Raw genomic sequence first — 16,630 nt, 5'->3', positions numbered from 1 at the left:
GGCAGGCCCCCGCCGGGCCTAGGTCTTGAGCGGCGCGCCCCCGGCGAAGCTGTTGCCATTGACATAGTCGCAGGGGGCCTCCTGCATCTGCAAGTGCAGGCCGTAGCCGGTATAAGGGTGGGCGCGCGCCAGCGCCTCGTCCACCTCGATGCCGAGACCCGGGGCCTCGGGCGGGAGGATGAAGCCGTTTTCGACCCGGATACCGCCCTTGATGAGCGCGTCGTGAAAGGGCGTCTCGATGGTCTCGGCCATCAGGATGTTGGGGATCGACACCGCAAGGGCCACATTGGCGGCCCATTCCACCGGCCCGGCATAGAGATGGGGGGCCATTTGCGCGCCATGCGCCTCGGCGATGGCGGCGATTTTCTTCGTTTCCCATATCCCGCCTGAGCGGCCAAGTGCCGGTTGCAGGATCTCGGCGGCCCCGGCGCGCAGCACGGCGGCGAATTCGGCCTTGGTGGTCAGCCGCTCGCCGGTGGCGACGGGGATGCGCACGGCGCGCGCGACGCGGGCCATGTCTGCGATGTTGTCGGGCGGAACAGGCTCCTCATACCAGAGCGGGTAATAAGGCTCCAGCGCCTGCCCGAGACGGATGGCCCCGGCGGGGGTGAACTGACCGTGGGTGCCGAACAGCAGGTCGGCGCGGGTGCCCACGGCCTCGCGAATGGCGCGGCAGAACTCCGCCGAAAGCGCGATGTCGGACATGGCCGGCATATGCCCGCCACGCATGGTGTAGGGACCGGCGGGGTCAAATTTTATCGCTGTGTATCCACGGCTTACCGCTTCAAGCGCGCTTTCGGCGGCCATCTCGGGGGAGGTCCAGAAAGCGGTCAGATCGTGATGGGGCAGGGGGTAGAGATAGGTATAGGCGCGGATGCGATCATTCATCCGCCCGCCCAGAAGCGCCCAGACGGGGCGCCCGCGCGCCTTGCCCAGAATGTCCCAGCAGGCGATTTCCAGGCCGGAAAAGGCGCCCATCACCGTGAGGTCGGGGCGCTGCGTGAAGCCCGAGGAATAGGCGCGGCGGAACATTTTTTCAACGTTTTCGGGGTTTTCCCCGGCCATGTGGCGCGCGAACACATCCTCGATCACGGCGCGCATGGCGTCGGGACCCACCGAGGAGGCATAACATTCGCCCCAGCCGGTCAGGCCGGTATCGGTGGTGAGTTTCACCAGGATCCAGTAGCGCCCGCCCCAGCCAGGCGCGGGCGGGGCGGTCACGATGATGTCGAGATCGGCGAGTTTCATGCGGCCTCCGGTGTCTCTGGGCGCGGCGCCATGGTGCGCGCGCGGTCGTTCAGTCAAAGACGATTACGTTGCGCCGCGCGGCCCCGGATTTGGTGTCGGCGATGGCCTCGTTGATCTGTTCGAGCGACCAGCGGCCCGAGATCAGCTCGTCGAGCTTGAGCCGGCCCTGTTCGTAGAGATCGACCATCCACGGAATATCACGGCGGATCACCGTCTCGCCCATCTTGGAGCCGATCATCGCCTGACCGGCGGCGGCGAAATTCCCGGCCTCGTAGCGGCTTGTCGCGCCGGTATGAGGCATCCCGACCATGATCATCCTTCCGCCCCCGGCAAGGTAGCGCGGCGCCTCGTCATAGGCGCGCGCCGCGCCCACGGTGACAAAGACCGCGTCCGCGCCGCGCCCCATGGCGGCCTTGGCTGCACGCCAGGGCATCTCGCCGGTCGCAAGCACCCCGTCGGTGGCCCCGAATTCACGCGCGACGGCGAGTTTCTCGTCGCTCATGTCCACGGCGACGATGCGGCGCGCGCCCGCGATGCGCGCGCCCTGAATGGCGTTGAGGCCGACGCCGCCCGCGCCGATCACGACCACGTCCTCGCCTGCGCGCAGATGGGCGGCGTTGACCACGGCCCCCACGCCGGTGATCACTCCGCAGGCCAGAAGCGAGGCGGCGGCCATGTCGATGCCTTCGGGCAGGCGCACGACCTGGCTGTGATGGACCACGACCGCCTCGGCAAAGGCGCCGCAGGCCATCGCCTGATGCAGCTTGCCGCCATCCGGCATGGTGAGGGGCCCGTGATCGCCGTCATAGGGCGTCTCGCAGCCGGTGGGCCGCCCGCCCGCGCAAGGGCTGCAGTGCCCGCAGGCGCGAATGAGCGTGACCACGACCGGATCGCCGACGGCCATACCGGTGACGCCGGCGCCAATCTCGCGCACGCGCCCCGCCGCCTCGTGACCATAGACGGCCGGGAGCGAGCCGCCCCAGCCGCCCTCGGCATAGGTGATGTCCGAATGGCAGATCGCCACCGCGTCGAGCGTGACCTCGACCTCGCCCGCCTCTGGCGCGCGCAGGGATACGTCCTCTATGGTGAGCGGAGCGCCGAAGCTGTGGCAGACGGCGGCCTTGATGGGTCTCATGAATTTCTCCGTGATTTTTTCACAGCAGAACGGGATTCGCCCGTGTCCGCAAGCCCGTTTGCGTCACGGCTGACGGATATGTCCCGTGGCGGCGATAAATTCCCCGAGGCAGGCGGCATAGGCAGGGGCCGCGTCGATGGGCGGCACATGGCCGGTGCCGCGCAGCAGGCGGAATTGCGAGCCGGGGACAAGATCGACGGTCTCGCGCACAAGGTCGGGCGGGGTGGAGCCGTCCTCGGCCCCGGCAATGCCGAGCGTGGGCAGGCGCAGCCCCGAGGTGGTTGTGTAGAAATCGGTGCCTGCGATGGCGGCAGCGCAACCGGCATAGCCCTCGGGGTCGTGTTTGCACAGATGCTCGAACCACGGCAGGTGGTGGCCGGCGCTGACAAAGGAGCGCGGGAACCAGCGGTCGCAGGAGGCGCGGGCAAGCTCTGCCATGCCGCCGGGGCGGCGGGCGGTGGCGATGCGCTCGGCCCAGATTTCGGGTGTGGCGATCTTGGCCCCGGTATTCGACAGCACCAGCGCGCGGATGAGATCGGGGCGTTTCACCGCCAGCCCCTGCGCCACCATGCCGCCGATGGAGAGGCCCACGAACAGGGCATCGCGCACGCGCAGGTGATCGAGAAGCCGCTCGGCGTCGCGGACGAGCGCGCCCATCGTGTAGGGCGCAGGCGGCGTCGAGGAGGCCCCGTGCCCGCGCGCGTCATAGCGGATCACGCGCAGGCCCGATGGCAGCAGCGGCAGGATGTTGTCCCAGAGGAGCGTGCCGGTGCCGAGGGCATGGGCGAGCACGAGGGGCGGGCCGTCAGGCGTGCCCTCGTCGAGATAATGCAGCGTCACGTCGTCGAAGGCGGCAAGGGGCATGGGTCAGTCCAGTGTGGCGAGGGCATCCCGAAAGATGGTGGCATCGACATTGCCGCCCGAGATGGTGCAGATCACCGTATCCCCCTCGATCCGGTCGCCGTGAAAGAGGGCGGCGGCGAGCGCCACCGCGCCGCCCGGTTCGGCCACCAGCTTGAGCCGCTGGAAGGCGTGGGCCATGGCGCGCATCGCCTCGTCCTCGGTCACGACAAGGCCGGGGCCGCAGAGCCGGGCCATGATCGGGAAGGTGATCGCGCCGGGCTGCGGGGTGATGATCGCGTCGCAAAGGCTGCCCGAAAGCCGCGTGTTGCGCTCGATCCGCCCGCTGGCCAACGAGCGGGCGGTATCGTCGAAGCCCTCCGGTTCCACGGGGCGCGCGCGCAGGCCCGGTGCGTCGGCCTCGAGCGCGAGGGCAATGCCCGAGGTGAGCCCGCCGCCGCCGCAGCAGACCAGCACATCGGCGGTCTCGATCCCGAGGGCGTGGGCATCCTCGGCGATTTCCAGCCCCACCGTGCCTTGTCCGGCGATGACCTGGCGATCGTCAAAAGGCTTGATGAGCGTGAGGCCCCGCTCGGACGAGAGCGCCGCGCCGATGCTGTCGCGGTCCTCATGCGCGCGGTCATAAAGCACCACCTCGGCCCCCAGGGCGCGGGTGTTGTCGATCTTGAGGCGGGGCGCGTCGGCGGGCATGATGATGACGCAGGGCACGCCGAATTGCTGCGCCGCCAGCGCCACGCCCTGCGCGTGATTGCCGCTGGAAAAGGCGATGACGCCGCGCGCGCGCGTGTCGGGGTCAAGCGCCGAGACCGCCGAGCGCCCGCCGCGATACTTGAAGCTGCCGGTATGTTGCAGGCATTCGGGTTTCACATAGACACGCCGCCCGGCGATCTCGTCGAGGAAGGGCGACGACAGGAGCGGCGTGCGCCGTGCGTGGCCCTGAAGACGGGCGGCGGCGGCGCGTATGAGGGTGATGTCGGTCATGCGCTGCGCTCCAGAAGGGTGTGGATCGCGGCAAGCGCCTCCGGCTCGTCGAGAAAGGGGACATGGCCCCGGTCGGGCACGGTGGCGGTGATGAGGCCAGGGTGGCGGGCCTGCATCTTCGCCAGCGTTTCGGGCGAGAGCAGGTCGGAATTGGCCCCGCGAATGGCGGCCAGAGGCACCTCGCGCAGCGCGTCGAACATCTGCCAGAGGTCCGGGGCCTCGCCCGCGCCTGCCTGACCGATGAGCGCGTCGCGCAGTCGGGGATCGTAGCGCAGCGCCAGCCCGCCGCCGGGGGTTTCGGCAAACATCGCCTCGGCCTGCGCGCGCCAGCGGGAAAGCGGCACGCCTGGAAAGCCGGTGGCGTGGACATGGGCCAGCGCGGCGGCGCAGGTGTCGAGATCGGGCAGGTCGGGCGCGCGGCCCACGTAATCCATGATCCGCTCCAGCCCCTCGGCGGCCACTTCGGGGCCGATGTCGTTGAGCACGACGCCCGAGAGCCGATCAGGCGTCAGATAGGCCAGCGCCATCGCGATCAGCCCGCCGCGCGAGGTGCCGATGAGGGTGACGCGGCTCAAACCCAGATGGTCGAGCAATTCCACCGCGTCGCGGGCCTCGGTCAGGATGTTGTAGGTCATGAAATCGGGCGCGTGGTCCGACTGCCCGCGCCCGCGATAATCGAGCCGGATCACGCGGTGTTCGCCGAGATGCGGCAGCAGGAACTGGAAATCGGCGCTGTTGCGGGTGAGGCCCGCAAGGCAGAGGACGGGCGCGCCGGTGCCCTCATCCTCGAAATGCAGCGAGAGGCCATCGGAGGTGGTAAAGCGTGCCATCATGCGTCCGCCAGCGCCGGGATGCCGCTGAGGTCCGCAAGCTGCCGGTCGGGGGTGGCGGGCAGGCGGTCCACCGGGTCGCCCGCGCGGTTGACCCAGGCGGTCTGAAACCCGTAACCGGCGGCGGCGCAGGCGTCCCAGCCGTTTGACGAGACGAAAAGCACCTCGTCGGGCGCGCAGCCGAAACGCTGGCCGACAAGGTCATAGACCACGCGGGCGGGCTTGTAGATGCCGATGCTCTCGACCGAGAGCACATCGTCCAGAAGGTCGCCGATCCCCGCCGAGCGTACTGCACCGTCAAGCATGTCGGGGGCACCGTTCGAGAGGATCGCGGTCTGTTTGCCCGCACCCTTGAGCGCGGCGAGCATGGCGGGCACCTCGGGGTAGGCGGCAAGCTCCCAGTAGAGTTGCAAAAGCCGCGCGCGCAACTCGGTATCGTCCTGCAACCCTTCCGATTCGAGCGCCCAGTCAAGTCCGTCCTGCGTCACCTGCCAAAAGCCGATATGCGCCCCCATCACCGCGCGCAGCCAGGTGTATTGAAGCTGCTTGAGGCGCCACTTCTCGGCGATGGCGGGCCAGTGGCGGGCGAAGCCCTCACGCCCCGGCTCGGTCGCGGCATTGCGCGCGGCGGCGGCCACGTCGAAGAGCGTGCCGTAGGCGTCGAAGATGCAGGTGGTGATCGGCATGGCGTATCCCCTTGTCGCGTTTCGCGCGGAGACTTGCACGGATGCGGGGGAGGGGGAAGGGGGTGGGCGCCGTGGCGCGCCCAAAGACAGTGTCGCGGCGATTGCCCCGCTTGTCGCAGGTTTTTGACAGCGGCGGCGAGGGGTTTGCGAATCCGTTTCGGCTCGGGTAGGCTGCGATATCGCACAAGCACCCGCGCAGCGACGCGCGGCCTTGCAAACCCACCCCCCCTCAAAGCATTGGATAGCACATGACGCAGGTCAAAGCGGGCGATACCGTCCGTATTCACTACACCGGCACGCTCTCGGACGGGGAGACCTTCGATTCCTCCCAAGGGCGTGATCCGCTCGAATTCACTGTCGGCTCGGGGCAGATCATCCCCGGCCTCGACGCCGCCATTCCGGGCATGAGCGTGGGCGAGAAAAAGATCGTGGAGGTGCCCGCCGACGATGCCTATGGTCAGGCCGACCCGAGCGCGCGTCAGGCGGTGCCGCGCGCCGATATTCCCGCCGAGATCCCGCTTGATCTGGGCACGCAGTTGCAGGTGCAGACGCCGCAGGGGCAGGTGATGCCGGTGACGGTGGTCGAGGTGACCGACGAACAGGTGGTGCTTGATGCCAATCACCCGCTGGCGGGGCGCGACCTGACCTTCGCCATCGAACTGGTCGAAATCGGCTGAGCGCCGCGCCCCGCCCGAGGGGGGGTCGCCCTCTCACGGGCGGGGTGCGTGCCTGTCATTTCATCAGGTTCTTGACATCCACGAGACCGAGGCCGGGACTGTAGACATAGCGCAGTTGCGCCGTCTTGGTTCCCGAGGCTTCCCTTTGGGTCCAGATATATTCCATCGAACCGGGGTGCCCCTTGTGGGTAAAGGAGGACCGGGTCACCTGGATCGAGACCGTGTAGCGCCGTGCCTTGCCGCGGGAATGCTCGGTCATGCGGTAGCTTTTCGTCATGCCGCTGCGCCACGGGCCGACGGGCATGAAGGCGTCATCGGTGAAATATCTGTCGGGCTTGCCGGGGCGTTTGTCGAAAACGCGCGCAAGTGCTGTGCCGTCGGCGCGCAGGGTGTAATAGCTGGTCTTGGTGCCTGTGCGCTCCCATTTCGTGCGGACATAGATGGTCAGGCGCTTGCCGGTGATCGGGTGCGTCCATTGACGCGGCCCGCGGATGCGGCGGGGGCCAACGGCGCGGTTGACGGCTTGTCCGAAGCGCGCGCCCGGCACCCCGGCCCAGAGGCCGAATTCGAGATTGGCCGCGCTACCTGGCGAGAGCGACACCGGCATGTCGGGGACGCAGCCGGCAAGGGCCGTGACCGCGCCTGCGGCGGCTGTGGTCAGGACGAAACGCCGTGTGAGATGCGGGGGTGAGAAACGCTCGGTTGTCATGATCGGGTCCTTTTCGCTGCGCGGGAGTGTCGTGGCGTGATCGCTGGCCTGACAACGCACCGGCCCCGGAGAAAATTCCCCGGGTTCAAGGATTTCAAGACAAAGCTATGATAAGTAACGATAATATTTTTTGGGATAAGACCCACGCGCCGCGTGGTCAGGCCGGGGCGATCGGCGGAGCCGCTCTCTCAGCGCTTGCGGCGCAGGCGGATTACAACGTCGACGCTGGCGATTTCGGCGCCTTCGGGGGCGCGGGGCAGGCGGGCGATCTCCAGATCCTCCGCGGGCGCGTCGGTCAGCCGGTTCTCGTCTTCCCAGTAGAAATGCGGGTGGTCGTGGGTGTTGGTGTCGAAATGGCTCTTGGTGCCGTCGACCGTGATCTCCTGCAAGAGACCCGCGTCGCAGAACGCCTTGAGCGTGTTGTAGACCGTGGCGAGCGACACGCTTTCGCCGGACGCGCGGGCGCGGGCGAAAAGGCTCTCTGCGGTGACATGGCGGTGTTGTCCGTCGCCCACCAGAAGCCGCGCCAGCGCCACGCGTTGCCGGGTAGGGCGCAGCCCGACCGAGCCGAGCCAGTCCGAGGCGATCTCAGATGCGATCTTGGTGGAACGCGATGCGCTGTGCACGGTCATGACAGATCCTTCCGTCTCATTGACTGCATATTAAGGCGGCAGGGCACCGGATTTCAAACAAAAACCTCTGTCGCGAAAGATGCGCGCAGATGCGGCGCAGGGTTGCAACGGGGAATTGCCCGGTGTTACAGGGTTTGAAATATTAGCCCTCTGACCTTGACCATGAAAGGGTCGCCCGAATGGCCGAATATCCGAGCAGTTTCGACCGCGATGCCCTGTTGAAATGCGCGCGCGGAGAGCTTTTCGGGCCGGGCAACGCGCAACTGCCCGAACCGCCGATGCTGATGATGGACCGGATCACCGAAATTTCCGGCGATGGTGGCGCGCATGGCAAGGGGCACGTGGTGGCCGAGTTCGACATCCGCCCTGACCTTTGGTTCTTTGGGTGTCATTTTCCCGGCAATCCGATCATGCCGGGCTGTCTGGGCCTTGATGGGCTGTGGCAGCTCACCGGCTTCAACCTTGGCTGGCGCGGCTGGCAGGGGCGGGGCTATGCGCTGGGCGTGGGCGAGGTCAAGCTGACCGGCATGGTGCGCCCCGACCGCACCATGCTGACCTATCACGTGGATTTCACAAAGGCGGTGCAGACAAGGCGTCTGACCATGGGCGTGGCCGATGGCCGCGTCGAAGCCGATGGCGAAGTGATCTATCAGGTCAAGGACATGAAGGTGGCGCTCAGCGAGAACTGAGCCACCATGGCAATGAAGGAGGGGGCGATGCGTCGAGTCGTGGTGACCGGGCTGGGGATCGTGTCCAGCATCGGCAATAATGCCGCTGAGGTTCTGGCCTCGCTCAAGGCGGGCAAATCCGGGATCCGGTTCAACGAGGACATGGCCGAGCACGGGTTTCGCAGCCGTGTCTCGGGGATGATCGACCTCGATATCGCCGAGCATGTGGACAAGCGCGCGCTGCGCTTCATGGGCGGGGGGGCTGCCTATGCCCATATCGCCATGGGTCAGGCCATCGCCGATGCGGGCCTTGAGGAGAGTGACGTGGTCAACCCGCGCACGGGCGTGGTGGCCGGCTCGGGCGGGCCGTCGACCAGCGCGATGCTGGCGGCGCATCAGACGGCCTTGCAGACCGGATCGACCAAGCGGATCGGGCCCTTTGCCGTGCCCAAGACGATGTGTTCCACGATCTCGGCCAATCTGGCCACCGCCTACAAGATCAAGGGACTGAACTATTCGATCACCTCGGCCTGCACCACCTCGCTGCATTGCATCGGCCACGCCGCCGAGCAGATCATGTTCGGCAAGCAGGACGTGATGTTCGCGGGCGGCGGCGAGGAACTGGACTGGTCGCTGTCGTGCCTCTTTGACGCCATGGGCGCGATGTCGTCGAAATACAACGACACGCCCGAGACCGCGAGCCGCGCGTTTGACGCGGGGCGCGACGGGTTCGTGATCTCGGCCGGTGGCGGGATCGTCGTGCTGGAAGAACTGGAGCGCGCGAAGGCGCGGGGCGCGAAGATCTATGCCGAGGTGACGGGTTACGGTGCCACCTCGGACGGGGCGGACATGGTGGCACCTTCGGGCGAGGGCGGCGAGCGGGCGATGCGCCTTGCACTCGAGACCCTGCCGGAGGGGCGAAAGGTCAGCTATATCAATGCGCATGGCACCTCGACGCCCGTCGGCGACGTGGGCGAGGTGGAGGCGGTGCGGCGCATCTTCGGGCGTGGCACCACCCCGCCGATCAGTTCCACCAAGTCTATGGCGGGTCATAGTCAGGGGGCCACCGGCGCGCAGGAGGTGATTTATTGCCTTCTGATGTTGCAGGACGATTTCATCGCGCCCTCCATCAATGTCGGAACGCTCGATCCGGCGCTCGATCCGGCCGAGATTGCCACTGCCCGTGTGGATAATGCGGGGCTTGATGTGGTGATGACCAACAGTTTCGGGTTCGGCGGCACCAACGGCTCGATGCTGCTGAGCAAATATCGGGGATGAAACGCAAATGACACTCTCGATGCAGGGCAAGCGCGGGCTGATCATGGGCGTGGCCAATGACCGCTCGATCGCATGGGGCATTGCCCGCGCGATGCGCGCGGCGGGGGCCGATCTGGCCTTCACCTATCAGGGCGAGGCCTTTGGCAAGCGCGTGGCACCGCTGGCCGAGAGCCTCGGTTCGGATCTTCTGATCGATGCGGATGTGACCGACGATGCCTCGCTCGACGCAGGATTTGCCGCGCTGGCGCAGCGCTGGCCGACGATCGATTTCGTCGTCCATGCCATCGCCTATTCGGACAAGTCCGAACTGACGGGTCGGTTCCTCAACACCAGCCGCGCAAATTTCAAACATTCGCTGGATATATCGGCCTATTCCCTGATCGAGGTGGCGCGCCGCGCCTATCCGATGATGAAGGCGGAGGGCGGCACGCTTCTGACGCTGACCTATCAGGGATCGAACAAGGTGGTGCCGAATTACAACGTGATGGGCGTGGCCAAGGCGGCGCTCGAATCGGTGACCCGCTATCTGGCCAATGACCTTGGTCCCGACGGGATCCGCGTCAACGCGATCAGCCCCGGCCCGATGAAGACGCTGGCGGGCGCGGCCATCGGCGGCGCGCGCAAGACCTTTCGCCACACCGAGTTGAACGCGCCGCTGCGCGCCAACGCGACGCTCGAGGCCATCGGCGGCACCGCCGTCTGGCTGGCCTCGGATGCCGGGGCCTGCACCAGCGGCGAGGTGATCCATGTGGATGGCGGGTATCACATCCTCGGGATGCCGCAGGCCGAAAACCTCTGACGCCGCAACGCGGCCCGGATTGCGCCGCATTTCCGCCATGTGCGGGCAATAGCCTGCCGCAATGTCCATGATCCACGCCCCCCGCACTCCGCGAGAGGAGATTTATGCCGCCCGCGCGCGCAAGGCGCGGGGCTGGGCGTGGAGTGTGCGCCTGATGCTGGTGGCCTGTGTCGCCGTGGCAATCTGGCAAGAGCCGCAAATCTGGCCCGAGGCTCACGCCACCATGCAGCGCGGCGCAGAGACCGTGGCCGGGATGATCGACGAAAATGACAAGCTGCGCGGTGTGATTGCCCGATGGACCGGCGAGCACACGGGCGGCAGCAGGGAAGGCTATGCCGACAAACTTGCGGGTGTGCTGTCGCGCTGAGGACATGCCGCGCTACTCGTCCTCGCAACACCCCGGTTGATGTCCCTACCGCTCGACCCTTGCCACGATTCTCAGCCCTATCATCGGTCCAACCAGATCGGCAAAGCCCGACGCACCGAAATCGTGGCGGTCGATCGCGCCGGTCAGCAGCACCGTCAGGCTGTCGAGCGTGGCCGGATCGGTGTCCGGCGTGCGGTAGAGCGCGGCGGTGAGGGTGACGGGGCGGGTGACGCCACGGGCGCTCAGCAGCCCCTCGATCCGGGCGGCGCGGGGTGTGCCGGTTATCGCGGTGGAGCGGAAGGTGATCGCTGGGTGGTTCGCGGTATCGAGCACCTGCGGCCCCTGCATCGCCTGCGTGGCGAGGAAGAACCCTGCCCGTGCCCCGCGCGCGTCGAGCGTCACCGTGACCGTGCTTGCGGTGATGTCGCGCAGATCGAGGCGGATATCGGCGGCAGCCACGGGCATGGTGCCGCGATTGTCCGCGCTGGCGAGATCATAGGTGAAACCGACGGAAGAGGCCGCGACATCAAGCCGCCAGGCCTCGGGCGCGGCGGTGGCGGGCGGGGCCAGAAGGCACAGGGCGAGGGCAAGGCAGCGCATCATATGTCAGGATACGCACCGCGCGGGCAAACGGATGTCACGTTTGCTTGAGCGCCCAGTCGCCGGGACGGCCCGAGAGGTGCCAGTCGGCGGGGGGCGCGCTGCGGTCGCGGCGGCGCGCGAGATGCCAGCGGTCGGCCTGCGGCGTGTGGTCGGGGGCCATGTGCCAGCGGCTCTCGACCCCCGGCGCGCCGCCCTCACCGGGGGTGAGCAACAGGCCGAGGGGGGGATGAGGCGCGCGCGCCGCACCTTCCCCGGCGGCCAGATGCAGGCGACGCACCGGGGTGAGGCCGGGCGGCGCGGGCAGGTCGGCCACGACAAGCGGCACCGCGCCGCTGCGCAGCGCCTCCTCCATGCACCAAAGCAGGTCCGTGGCCCGATCCGGGGCGGCGAAGAGAAAGCGCTCTGGTCCCGCGAAGGGGCGGATGCCGTCAGGATGGGGCCGGTCGCAAAGCCAGCGCGGCGCAATCCAGAGCACCGGTCCGGCAAGCGCCCCCGCAACGAGCATCGCGAACGTATGGCGCGCGGGCCCGCACCCCTCATGCACCCGCCCGAGCGTGAGCGACACTGCGCCGACAAGCGGCAGCGTGGCGCGTGGCGCGCGGGTGAGAAGCGGGGCGTTCATGGCGGCAAGCATAGAGTGTTCACTAAATGTTCTCAAGTGGCGCAAGATTGCCCTGCCGATGATTTCCACACACTTTCCCCCGTGCAATCCGGCGCGGGGGTGCTTATCTGAGCGGCATGAGACATATGCGATACCTGATGGTTCCCGTCCTGTGGGCGGCGATGGCCCTCCCGGCGGCGGCGGAAAAGCTCTCGCTCGGGGAAATCTCGACCTATCTCAACGGTCTGCGCACCGCTCAGGGGCAGTTCACGCAGGTGAACGAGGATGGGTCGGTCAGCACCGGTCGCATCCTGCTCAAGCGTCCCGGTCGGGTGCGGTTCGAGTATGACCCGCCCGAGTCGGCGCTGGTGGTGGCCGATGGCGACACGGTCGGAATCGTCGATCCGCGCTCGAACGAGCGGCAGGGCTATCCGCTGCACCGCACGCCGCTCAAGATCATCCTGGAGCGCAACGTCAATCTGGGGCGTGCGAAGATGGTGACCGGCCATGTCAGCGACGGCACCACCACGACAGTGCGCGCGCAGGACCCCGACAACCCGGATTACGGCAGCATCGACCTCGTGTTCACCGCCGATCCGGTCGAATTGCGGCAATGGATCATCAACGACGCCAATGGCGGGCGCACCACGGTGATTCTTGGCGATCTGGCCAAGAATGTGAGCCTTGCAGACGAGAACTTTGTCATCCCCGGCAAGGACCGGATGCGGATCGACCGCTGATCACACGAGGCCGCGCCCCGCGCGGCAGGTGCCAAGCTGCGCGCGGTAGCGTTGCGCGCGCGCGTCCACCTCGGCGGAGACGCGCACCAGCCACGGCTTGGCATTGTAGCTGCCGCGGGCAAAGCCGCTGCGCCCCTCGTGATAGGCCAGATACTGGCTGCGCGCATCGTCGGGGGAAATTCCCAACCGTTCGGTGGATTGGGCCATGTACCAGCCGATGAAATCCGCCGCGTCGTGGATATCCGTGCGCTGCGCGCCGAAACGCCCGCTGGCGGCAAGGTATTCCTCCCATGTGCCGTCAAGCGCCTGACTGTAGCCATAGGCCGAACTGATCCGCCCCGTGGGGATCACACCGAGCGACCAGCGATAGGGCGTGCGCGCATCCGAGATGAACTTGCTCTCCTGATAGATCGTCGCCATCTGGACATGCGCGGGCACGCCCCAGCGGCGCTCGGAGGCGCGGAAGGCGCGGGCATATTCGGGCCGCTCGTCCAGAATCGCACAGGCATTGTCAAGATCGCGCGGCGAGGTGCCATAGCCCGAGCCGCCGCCACAGGAGGACAACACGAAAAGCACCAGAACGGTGCGAAAAATCCTGCTCATCTGCCTCTCGCTTTCGCGTTTGTTTTGGTAAAGTCTAACGGATTTGTCGCTTGGGGGAAATCACGAATCCGTCCCGGCGGCTATTTCGGGGCTGTCACGCCCGCGTTCACAGACTGTTTCCGGCGGTGTTGCGAGCGGCATTGGACAAACCCGGCTTGCAGCGGTAAATATCTGTGCTAGGGCAATGCAAATGATCAAGACACACGCAAAATACGGTCTGGGCCAGGTGGTGCGCCATCGGAAACACCCTTTTCGGGGGGTGATCTTCGATGTCGATCCGCAGTTTTCCAACACCGAGGAATGGTATGCCGCCATCCCCGAGGAGAGCCGCCCCGAGCGTGAACAGCCGTTCTATCACCTTCTGGCCGAGAACGAGCAGAGCTATTACGTGGCCTATGTCAGCGAACAGAACCTTGTCGCCGACTATTCAGGAGAGCCGGTTGATCACCCCGATATCCCCGATCTCTTCGGTCCGTTCGAGGACGGGCATTACCCGCTGCATTTCCAGTTGAACTGAGGCGGGGTTTCCCCCGCCCCTCTGGTCAGTAGCCGAGCGCGCAGCCGTCCTTGCGCGCGTCGCTGCCACCCTCGAGCAACCCGTTTTGGTGGATGCGGATCGCCTGTGCGCCGCCAAGCGGTTCGGGCGGGACGATCACCTCATGGCCGAGATCAGCGAGGGCCTGTGCCACCTCGGGGGCAAAGCCGCGCTCGAGCTTGAGCCCCGCCGGATCGGCGAAGGCGCGCGGCGCGTCGATGGCCGTCTGCACATCCATGCCGAAATCGACGATGTTCGAGACAAGCCGCGCGTGCCCCGTGGACTGGTAGGAGCCGCCCATGACACCGAAGGGCAGGATCACGCGGCCATTTTCCGCCAGCATGCCGGGAATGATCGTGTGCATGGGCCGTTTGCCGCCTGCCAGCTCGTTGGGGTGGCCTGCCTCCAGCGTGAAGCCCGCGCCGCGGTTTTGCAGCAGGATGCCGAATTTTTCCGACGCGATGCCCGAGCCGAAGCCGTGGAAGATCGAATAGATGAACGACACCGCCATGCGGTCGCGGTCCACCACGGTGATATAGATCGTGTCGCGATGCACCGCCTCGGTGAGCGGTTGCGCCGCCGCCATGGCGCGTTTCGGGTCGATGAGGGCGGCAAGGCGCGCCGCCGTCTCGGGCGAGAGCATGTGATCCAGCCGCGTCATGTGGTCCGGGTCGGCGATGAAGCGGTTGCGCGCGTCATAGGCAAGCTTGGTGGCCTCGGCCTCGATATGGAGACGTTCAGCCCCGAGCGGATCCATGGCGGCCAGGTCGAAATGCCCCAGGATGTTCAGCAGCAGAATCGCCGTCGCCCCCTGGCCGTTGGGCGGATGCTCGACCAGCGTCGCAGTCTTGTAATCGCCGCTCACCGGGTCGGTGTAATCGCTTTCTGCGGCGGCGAAATCGGCGGCCTCATGCACGCCGCCAAGTGCGCCCAGCGCGGCAAGCATGTCCTCGGCCACCTCGCCCTCGTAAAAGGCGGCGCGCCCGTCTTTGGCAATGCGGCGCAGCACCTCGGCCTGACCGGGGGCGCGGAAAATCTCGCCCGTGGCGATCGGTTTGCCACCCCGGCTGAAATGGCTGAGCCCGTGGCCTTGCAGCGCCTCTCCCGCGCGCGGCCAGTCGAAGGCCACCCGCGGCGCGACCGGCACCCCCTCTTCGGCATAGCGGATCGCAGGGGCCAGCAGCGCGTCGAGGCCAAGCCGCCCGTGATCGGCGGCAAGCCTGCAAAAGGCGTCTATCGCGCACGGAACGGTGACGGCGTGGGCGCTGTGGAGCGGCACGGTCGCGTGCCCCGCCGCGCGCAGCGCTTCGGCGGAGGCGGCGGCGGGCGCGCGGCCCGAGCCGTTGAGCGCGCGGATCGTGTCAGAACCGGGCGTGGTGAAAAGCGCAAAGCAATCGCCGCCGATGCCCGTCATCTGTGGCTCGCAGAGGCCCAGCAGAACGGCCCCCGCGATCGCCGCATCCATGGCATTGCCGCCCCGTTCGAGAATGTCGATGGCGGTCTTCGCGGCGAGCGGGTGCGAGGTGGCGCACATCCCGTTCGTCGCATAGGTGCCCGATCGCCCCGGCCTGTGAAAATCGCGCATGGTCTCGTCTCCCGTAATCCCGTTTCGGAGCGCACGTTAGGACGGCGCTCGGGGAATGCCAATGCGGTGTGGAGAGGTTTTCGGACCGGGGGAAGGACCTCGACGCCGCGCACTGGGTGGGGGCAATGACGCGCGACGCCGAGGGAAGCCATATGCAGCTACAGGCACGCTTATGGCGGTGCTCTGCGGCGGCTCTGCGGTGCCAATATGGTCTTTTCTGGACGGGCACACGCGAGGGTTGAAAGATGCGTCTCAGGGGTTGCGTTCCGCCTTGTTTTCGGGGGCAAACCGGAGCGACAGGTGATTTTCCCCGCCCTCGCGCGCGTAGTGCAGCCCGCACGTCAGCGTGCGAATCAGGAACCAGCCGAATCCCCCCTCGGGCAGGTTTTCGCGGTCCCCGGCGAGGGGCGGCGGATCGCCCCGGGGCGGTGTCAGGCCGGGCAGGGGCGCGCCGCGATCGCGCAGGTCCACCCCGACACCGTCCGGTGCGAGCGTCATGTCGAGTGCGATCTCGTCCTTTGGGTCCAGACTGGCGTGCTCGACCACGTTGTTGAGCGCCTCGGCCAGGACAATCTCGATCTTGCCACATGCGGCATCGTCGAGACCCCGTCCAGAGAGCCAGCCGCGTATCTCGGCCAGCAGGGCGCGCACGGCCATGCCGTCAGCCGCGATCCGCCGGTGAAACGCCTCCGCCATCTGTCTCCCCTCTTGCGTGGATGCGCCGCGCTCAGCCCGTGGCGCGGCGCAGCGGGGCCTCGGCATCCTCGTGGATGACAAAGACCGTGTCCATGCGCGTGAGCCGGAACACCTTGGCCACATCGGGCGTGAGCCCCGCCAGATCGAGCCTGCGCCCGGCCCCCATCTGTTTCATCGCCGCGACAATCGCGCCAAGCCCGCTCGAATCGACAAAGCGCACCTGCCCGAGGTCGAGCACGACATGATCGGGCCCGTCGGTGGTGGCCGCGCGCATCGCCTCCTTGAACCTGAGTGCGCCGACGGCGTCGATGCGCGGCTCCGGCACCGTGATGATGCGCACCTTTTCGTGACTGGTTACCTCGAGTTTCATCCTGCCTCCGCTACGTAGTAATACAA

Annotated in this window: 21 protein-coding genes; 7 read left to right on the top strand and 14 right to left on the bottom strand. The window is 67.1% G+C overall.

The genetic code is table 11. From position 1 onward, the window contains the following. Positions 1-18 precede the first annotated feature (18 nt). From ACSSV8_RS07350 to ACSSV8_RS07325, 6 genes are all read right to left on the bottom strand, one after another. Positions 19-1,248, bottom strand: a complete 1,230-nt coding sequence (locus tag ACSSV8_RS07350) for a mandelate racemase/muconate lactonizing enzyme family protein (RefSeq protein WP_454281997.1) — start codon at positions 1,246-1,248, stop codon at positions 19-21. A gap of 49 nt (positions 1,249-1,297) precedes the next feature. Next, on the bottom strand, positions 1,298-2,383 hold the full coding sequence (locus tag ACSSV8_RS07345; RefSeq protein WP_454281996.1) for a zinc-binding dehydrogenase: 1,086 nt from the start codon (positions 2,381-2,383) through the stop codon (positions 1,298-1,300). Positions 2,384-2,446: 63 nt separating this feature from the next. Next, on the bottom strand, positions 2,447-3,247 hold the full coding sequence (gene pcaD, locus ACSSV8_RS07340) for a 3-oxoadipate enol-lactonase (RefSeq protein ID WP_454281995.1): 801 nt from the start codon (positions 3,245-3,247) through the stop codon (positions 2,447-2,449). A 3-nt stretch (positions 3,248-3,250) separates the two neighbouring features. Beyond that, positions 3,251-4,225 (bottom strand): threonine ammonia-lyase, encoded by a 975-nt coding sequence (locus tag ACSSV8_RS07335; protein WP_454281994.1) that lies wholly within the window; start codon positions 4,223-4,225, stop codon positions 3,251-3,253. Continuing rightward, on the bottom strand, positions 4,222-5,055 hold the full coding sequence (locus ACSSV8_RS07330) for an alpha/beta fold hydrolase (protein WP_454281993.1): 834 nt from the start codon (positions 5,053-5,055) through the stop codon (positions 4,222-4,224). The genes ACSSV8_RS07335 and ACSSV8_RS07330 overlap by 4 nt, the downstream gene beginning before the upstream one ends. Further along, positions 5,055-5,741: a haloacid dehalogenase type II gene (locus ACSSV8_RS07325; RefSeq protein WP_454281992.1), complete on the bottom strand. Its 687-nt coding sequence runs from the start codon at positions 5,739-5,741 to the stop codon at positions 5,055-5,057. Before ACSSV8_RS07325 ends, ACSSV8_RS07330 begins: the two co-directional genes overlap by 1 nt. Before the next feature lie 248 nt (positions 5,742-5,989). Here ACSSV8_RS07325 and ACSSV8_RS07320 point away from each other — a divergent pair, with 248 nt between their 5' ends. Continuing rightward, positions 5,990-6,418 (top strand): FKBP-type peptidyl-prolyl cis-trans isomerase, encoded by a 429-nt coding sequence (locus tag ACSSV8_RS07320; RefSeq protein WP_454281991.1) that lies wholly within the window; start codon positions 5,990-5,992, stop codon positions 6,416-6,418. Between the two features lie 55 nt (positions 6,419-6,473). Here ACSSV8_RS07320 and ACSSV8_RS07315 read toward each other — a convergent pair whose 3' ends face one another. After that, entirely contained in the window at positions 6,474-7,127 is a 654-nt protein-coding gene (locus tag ACSSV8_RS07315) for a hypothetical protein (protein ID WP_454281990.1), read from the bottom strand. Between the two features lie 188 nt (positions 7,128-7,315). Beyond that, on the bottom strand, positions 7,316-7,759 hold the full coding sequence (gene irrA / locus ACSSV8_RS07310) for an iron response transcriptional regulator IrrA (RefSeq protein WP_454281989.1): 444 nt from the start codon (positions 7,757-7,759) through the stop codon (positions 7,316-7,318). 179 nt (positions 7,760-7,938) lie between these two features. Here irrA and fabA point away from each other — a divergent pair, with 179 nt between their 5' ends. From fabA to ACSSV8_RS07290, 4 genes are all read left to right on the top strand, one after another. Next, positions 7,939-8,448: a bifunctional 3-hydroxydecanoyl-ACP dehydratase/trans-2-decenoyl-ACP isomerase gene (gene fabA, locus ACSSV8_RS07305; RefSeq protein ID WP_354539657.1), complete on the top strand. Its 510-nt coding sequence runs from the start codon at positions 7,939-7,941 to the stop codon at positions 8,446-8,448. A 27-nt stretch (positions 8,449-8,475) separates the two neighbouring features. Continuing rightward, positions 8,476-9,705 carry a beta-ketoacyl-ACP synthase I gene (gene fabB / locus ACSSV8_RS07300; protein ID WP_354539656.1) on the top strand — a complete coding sequence of 410 codons (1,230 nt, stop codon included), beginning with the start codon at positions 8,476-8,478 and terminating at the stop codon, positions 9,703-9,705. A gap of 7 nt (positions 9,706-9,712) precedes the next feature. Continuing rightward, positions 9,713-10,504, top strand: coding sequence for an enoyl-ACP reductase FabI (locus tag ACSSV8_RS07295; RefSeq protein ID WP_454281988.1), 792 nt, complete (start codon positions 9,713-9,715; stop codon positions 10,502-10,504). Positions 10,505-10,571: 67 nt separating this feature from the next. Then, complete coding sequence (locus ACSSV8_RS07290) at positions 10,572-10,871, top strand: hypothetical protein (RefSeq protein ID WP_454281987.1); 300 nt, start codon at positions 10,572-10,574, stop codon at positions 10,869-10,871. 45 nt (positions 10,872-10,916) lie between these two features. Here the strand turns inward: ACSSV8_RS07290 and ACSSV8_RS07285 are convergent, their stop codons facing one another. Next, positions 10,917-11,471 carry a YceI family protein gene (locus tag ACSSV8_RS07285; RefSeq protein ID WP_354539653.1) on the bottom strand — a complete coding sequence of 185 codons (555 nt, stop codon included), beginning with the start codon at positions 11,469-11,471 and terminating at the stop codon, positions 10,917-10,919. Positions 11,472-11,508: 37 nt separating this feature from the next. Then, positions 11,509-12,096, bottom strand: coding sequence for an ImuA family protein (locus ACSSV8_RS07280; protein ID WP_454281986.1), 588 nt, complete (start codon positions 12,094-12,096; stop codon positions 11,509-11,511). A 116-nt stretch (positions 12,097-12,212) separates the two neighbouring features. Here ACSSV8_RS07280 and ACSSV8_RS07275 point away from each other — a divergent pair, with 116 nt between their 5' ends. After that, positions 12,213-12,815, top strand: a complete 603-nt coding sequence (locus ACSSV8_RS07275; RefSeq protein WP_354539651.1) for a LolA family protein — start codon at positions 12,213-12,215, stop codon at positions 12,813-12,815. On the opposite strand, the gene ACSSV8_RS07270 is transcribed toward ACSSV8_RS07275, so the two are convergent. After that, the gene (locus ACSSV8_RS07270; RefSeq protein ID WP_354539650.1) at positions 12,816-13,418 is read right to left on the bottom strand and encodes a transglycosylase SLT domain-containing protein; all 603 of its coding nucleotides are present in this window, start codon (positions 13,416-13,418) and stop codon (positions 12,816-12,818) included. A gap of 190 nt (positions 13,419-13,608) precedes the next feature. Here ACSSV8_RS07270 and hspQ point away from each other — a divergent pair, with 190 nt between their 5' ends. Next, positions 13,609-13,935: a heat shock protein HspQ gene (hspQ, locus tag ACSSV8_RS07265; protein ID WP_354539649.1), complete on the top strand. Its 327-nt coding sequence runs from the start codon at positions 13,609-13,611 to the stop codon at positions 13,933-13,935. A 25-nt stretch (positions 13,936-13,960) separates the two neighbouring features. On the opposite strand, the gene ACSSV8_RS07260 is transcribed toward hspQ, so the two are convergent. From ACSSV8_RS07260 to ACSSV8_RS07250, 3 genes are all read right to left on the bottom strand, one after another. Beyond that, on the bottom strand, positions 13,961-15,538 hold the full coding sequence (locus ACSSV8_RS07260; protein ID WP_354539648.1) for a gamma-glutamyltransferase family protein: 1,578 nt from the start codon (positions 15,536-15,538) through the stop codon (positions 13,961-13,963). Positions 15,539-15,790: 252 nt separating this feature from the next. Beyond that, the gene (locus ACSSV8_RS07255; RefSeq protein WP_454281985.1) at positions 15,791-16,234 is read right to left on the bottom strand and encodes an ATP-binding protein; all 444 of its coding nucleotides are present in this window, start codon (positions 16,232-16,234) and stop codon (positions 15,791-15,793) included. 31 nt (positions 16,235-16,265) lie between these two features. Next, positions 16,266-16,604 carry an STAS domain-containing protein gene (locus ACSSV8_RS07250; RefSeq protein ID WP_354539646.1) on the bottom strand — a complete coding sequence of 113 codons (339 nt, stop codon included), beginning with the start codon at positions 16,602-16,604 and terminating at the stop codon, positions 16,266-16,268. Positions 16,605-16,630 lie beyond the last annotated feature (26 nt).

It is taken from the genome of Roseovarius sp. MBR-79 (genome assembly GCF_053628555.1).
This window is presented reverse-complemented; position numbering and strand designations above follow the sequence as displayed.

What these genes read in the sequence shown, in the direction of transcription:
- ACSSV8_RS07350 (WP_454281997.1), bottom strand. Translation starts at nt 1,248, where the DNA reads ATGAAACTCGCCGATCTCGACATCATCGTGACCGCCCCGCCCGCGCCT.
- ACSSV8_RS07275 (WP_354539651.1), top strand. Translation starts at nt 12,213, where the DNA reads ATGAGACATATGCGATACCTGATGGTTCCCGTCCTGTGGGCGGCGATG.
- fabA (WP_354539657.1), top strand. Translation starts at nt 7,939, where the DNA reads ATGGCCGAATATCCGAGCAGTTTCGACCGCGATGCCCTGTTGAAATGC.
- ACSSV8_RS07260 (WP_354539648.1), bottom strand. Translation starts at nt 15,538, where the DNA reads ATGCGCGATTTTCACAGGCCGGGGCGATCGGGCACCTATGCGACGAAC.
- ACSSV8_RS07345 (WP_454281996.1), bottom strand. Translation starts at nt 2,383, where the DNA reads ATGAGACCCATCAAGGCCGCCGTCTGCCACAGCTTCGGCGCTCCGCTC.
- ACSSV8_RS07280 (WP_454281986.1), bottom strand. Translation starts at nt 12,096, where the DNA reads ATGAACGCCCCGCTTCTCACCCGCGCGCCACGCGCCACGCTGCCGCTT.
- pcaD (WP_454281995.1), bottom strand. Translation starts at nt 3,247, where the DNA reads ATGCCCCTTGCCGCCTTCGACGACGTGACGCTGCATTATCTCGACGAG.
- ACSSV8_RS07315 (WP_454281990.1), bottom strand. Translation starts at nt 7,127, where the DNA reads ATGACAACCGAGCGTTTCTCACCCCCGCATCTCACACGGCGTTTCGTC.
- irrA (WP_454281989.1), bottom strand. Translation starts at nt 7,759, where the DNA reads ATGACCGTGCACAGCGCATCGCGTTCCACCAAGATCGCATCTGAGATC.
- ACSSV8_RS07250 (WP_354539646.1), bottom strand. Translation starts at nt 16,604, where the DNA reads ATGAAACTCGAGGTAACCAGTCACGAAAAGGTGCGCATCATCACGGTG.
- ACSSV8_RS07270 (WP_354539650.1), bottom strand. Translation starts at nt 13,418, where the DNA reads ATGAGCAGGATTTTTCGCACCGTTCTGGTGCTTTTCGTGTTGTCCTCC.
- ACSSV8_RS07330 (WP_454281993.1), bottom strand. Translation starts at nt 5,055, where the DNA reads ATGGCACGCTTTACCACCTCCGATGGCCTCTCGCTGCATTTCGAGGAT.
- ACSSV8_RS07320 (WP_454281991.1), top strand. Translation starts at nt 5,990, where the DNA reads ATGACGCAGGTCAAAGCGGGCGATACCGTCCGTATTCACTACACCGGC.
- ACSSV8_RS07290 (WP_454281987.1), top strand. Translation starts at nt 10,572, where the DNA reads ATGATCCACGCCCCCCGCACTCCGCGAGAGGAGATTTATGCCGCCCGC.
- ACSSV8_RS07325 (WP_454281992.1), bottom strand. Translation starts at nt 5,741, where the DNA reads ATGCCGATCACCACCTGCATCTTCGACGCCTACGGCACGCTCTTCGAC.
- hspQ (WP_354539649.1), top strand. Translation starts at nt 13,609, where the DNA reads ATGATCAAGACACACGCAAAATACGGTCTGGGCCAGGTGGTGCGCCAT.
- ACSSV8_RS07285 (WP_354539653.1), bottom strand. Translation starts at nt 11,471, where the DNA reads ATGCGCTGCCTTGCCCTCGCCCTGTGCCTTCTGGCCCCGCCCGCCACC.
- ACSSV8_RS07335 (WP_454281994.1), bottom strand. Translation starts at nt 4,225, where the DNA reads ATGACCGACATCACCCTCATACGCGCCGCCGCCGCCCGTCTTCAGGGC.
- ACSSV8_RS07295 (WP_454281988.1), top strand. Translation starts at nt 9,713, where the DNA reads ATGACACTCTCGATGCAGGGCAAGCGCGGGCTGATCATGGGCGTGGCC.
- fabB (WP_354539656.1), top strand. Translation starts at nt 8,476, where the DNA reads ATGCGTCGAGTCGTGGTGACCGGGCTGGGGATCGTGTCCAGCATCGGC.
- ACSSV8_RS07255 (WP_454281985.1), bottom strand. Translation starts at nt 16,234, where the DNA reads ATGGCGGAGGCGTTTCACCGGCGGATCGCGGCTGACGGCATGGCCGTG.